Here is a 1,952-nt window from a genome sequence, read left to right on the forward strand (position 1 = left end):
AGATCCATGCACGTGTAGCAGTTCTTAACAGATTTACGGAATTAGGTCGACCACTTACCCAAGTTACGCCTTAAATTTGGCTCAATTAGGGGCGCTTTGCATTTCAAATCTTTGTGCAACAAAGCCGAACAAACATCAAAGTTGGTGCTTTCAAAAGCTGGTGAAAAAGCTGGTGAAACATTAGCACTTGGAGTTGTTGGCAGATGCTCACAAAATGCTGTTCGTTCATTAGATCCGAGACAAGTTGGGGTTGGTTTAGCCCTCTGTGGTATCGCTGGCTTGTCAGTTAAGTACGGTATGGAGTCAGCTGGAGAAAATGCAGGTGAAGAAATTGGAAAAAGAGGTGAGGTAATAAAAGCGGCTGAAATATATATCAATGCTCAGAAGAAATTGAATGAAAATGCTGGGGAGGCAGAAAAGAAACGACGAGATAGAGAAATAGAAAAAGACCCTATGCTAGAATGGCAGATAAAATATTCTGACTAAGTGAATGAAAAATGAATGTAAAAAAAATAGCTTTTTTTTTAGTGTTTTTGAGTGTATTTGGTCTTAATGGTTGTACAAAGACTGTACCTCAGAAAGAAAAAAATCTTGTTCAATCAGAGTCTTTATATAAACAAGGTCAAAAATATTTTTTAGGTGATGGTGTAAAGCAAAACTTTCAAAAAGCTTTAGAATATTTTGAAAAAGCTGCAAATGAAGGTTCTGTAGTTGCTCAAAATGATTTAGCAGGTATGTACTTCAAAGGAATAGGTACACAAAAAAATGAAGCTAAAGCTTATTATTGGTTTAATGAAGCATCTAAATTAAATTCTTCTGAAGCTCAGTATAATTTAGGTGTAATGTATGACAATGGATATTATGTAGATAAAGATCGAACAAAAGCTTTAGATTATTATAACTTATCTGCAAAACAAGGATATGCTCGGGCTCAATTCAGCCTCGCTAATGCATATCTTGATGGAAATGGTATTGAAAAAGATATCAATAAAGCCATTAGTTTGTATACCGATGCGGCTAAACAGAATTTACCAGATGCTCAATACAATTTAGCCAACATATATGAAGAAGGAGCTATAGTTCCAAAAGATGAAAAAAAAGCGCTCGATCTTTATATACAAGCAGCAAACCAGAATTTTCCTATAGCTCAAAATAATTTGGGTTATATGTATGCGAATACCTATAATGATCTAGAAAAAGCAAAATATTGGTTTCAACGGGCATTTGAGAATGGTTATAAAGATGCTGGGGATGCACTAAAAAAAATAGAATCAATATCTAATTCTAAGTAGTGTAATTAGGCAAGTTAATATCAATATGATAACTAATATTAGTATGACTCCTTGCGCTTCAAACAAGATCAAAGCAATTAAAGATTTTCTAAATGTGAATTGATTTTCTTTGATTACAAACTTACTTTCATTACCTATGCTAGATATATAAACGGATAAAACTTTATCCGTATTATACTGGTGCCAGGCATTTTCTAATTTAACTTTTAGATCGTCACATGACTCTAATAACGTTATTCTATATATGCTTAAGACATTTTGAGCATTACGATAATAAATTTTGTTATGATATTTATACATGTATTCAACATTCATCTTAGCAGTTCTGTCTATACCTTTTCGCCAAGGTGAACTTGAGCAAGATATTTGTGTTTTTAAAATTTGAAAATTTTCAATTTTTTGCCATGTATTCAAATCTATACTTTTATTATCATATTTATTTGATTTTATTAAAGTAACTAAAATAATTATGAAGCCTATTAAAAGTAAAAAAAGTGAAAATTTTTTCATATAATTATTTTAGCTCTAATTAATAGACTTCCGTCATAAATCAAAAAACGTACAATTTATTTGATCTTAAATTAATCAGCAAAATTATTTAATTCAAGAGATAATCCTTGGATGAAATTCAAAGATATTCAAAAATTATCAGACGTTAAG

At 31.1% G+C, this 1,952-nt stretch carries 2 protein-coding genes; both read left to right on the forward strand.

Annotated elements, in window-relative coordinates; genetic code table 11:
- Positions 1-96 precede the first annotated feature (96 nt).
- Entirely contained in the window at positions 97-486 is a 390-nt protein-coding gene (locus FTV09_RS17580; RefSeq protein WP_180058999.1) for a hypothetical protein, read from the forward strand.
- Positions 487-497: 11 nt separating this feature from the next.
- Positions 498-1,292 (forward strand): tetratricopeptide repeat protein, encoded by a 795-nt coding sequence (locus tag FTV09_RS17585; protein ID WP_180059000.1) that lies wholly within the window; start codon positions 498-500, stop codon positions 1,290-1,292.
- The last annotated feature ends 660 nt before the right edge of the window (positions 1,293-1,952 follow it).

Origin of the sequence: Acinetobacter sp. YH12227, from assembly GCF_013417785.1 — a bacterium.
Taxonomy (GTDB): domain Bacteria; phylum Pseudomonadota; class Gammaproteobacteria; order Pseudomonadales; family Moraxellaceae; genus Acinetobacter; species Acinetobacter gandensis.